General features: G+C 43.6%; 1 protein-coding gene. It reads right to left on the reverse strand.

The window, feature by feature from the left end:
* Positions 1–68: 68 nt before the first annotated feature.
* Entirely contained in the window at positions 69–548 is a 480-nt protein-coding gene (locus tag B2899_RS05575) for a DUF1885 family protein (protein WP_146808096.1), read from the reverse strand.
* Between the last annotated feature and the right edge of the window lie 338 nt (positions 549–886).

Below are 886 nucleotides of genomic sequence, written 5' to 3' on the forward strand. Positions count from 1 at the left end.
CTTTTTCACCATTGAAATCATCCCCCCCCGTTTTTCTCCCTCCTTTTCTTTAATATGTAGGCGGATGTTTATTTTCGTGGGTTATAGTACATGACGCGTCCGTTAAAAAGGTGCAGCTCGGCTTTGTATTGTTTGGCTAAATATTTACAAAATTCATTGGCCTTGCCTTTATCGCCGTGTGTTGATTCAGGAGTCAGTGTAACCTGAATGTAATTTTCCTCTTCGATTGTTGTTACGGTTTGAGTCTGGCCCTCGTTCTCCGGGTCCGGTTGCTTCGTCTGCTTCTCTACTTGACGTGTGCCAACTCCCACCAGAATGTAACGATACAGCTTCTCGTCGGTTCCTTTAAGATAAAACCATTGCCCCTTTGCTTCCGGCTTTTCTTCAATCGTGTACGGAAAAGCGGAGTGGCGATAATCCCAGTCCAGCTGTTGACCGGTTTTGGCGGTCATTTCTGTATAGCGTTTGAACTGCTGTTTAACTTCGTCCAATGTAACCTGTTTTGTAGTTGACCCTTCAACAAATTTTATGTAGGCACTTCTACTCACTTCTATTCACTCCTACCCCGGATTCTAAAGACACTTACCTTTGAGTTTAGCATCGCATCCGGCCTTTGGCAACCGCCAAACCATGTGGATTTTCCGGCATTCTCCATAAAGATTGTGTTGACTAAATTTTTAGAAAAATATACTATTGTATAGTAGATAAAATAAATTTTGTTAAATTCGTTTCACGGAGGGGGAAGGAGAGACTGATTATGGACCTTCAGAATCAATCACAAACTTTACACGAGGTTCTTAATACCTTACGCGCCATTGCTGTCGTCAACAAAGAAGACTGGGAGACGGCCGCACGAAAGCTGGAGCTGGATTCAGCGGTTCAGCTG

This window comes from Aneurinibacillus sp. UBA3580 (genome assembly GCF_002375825.1).
Lineage (GTDB): Bacteria > Bacillota > Bacilli > Aneurinibacillales > Aneurinibacillaceae > Aneurinibacillus > Aneurinibacillus danicus.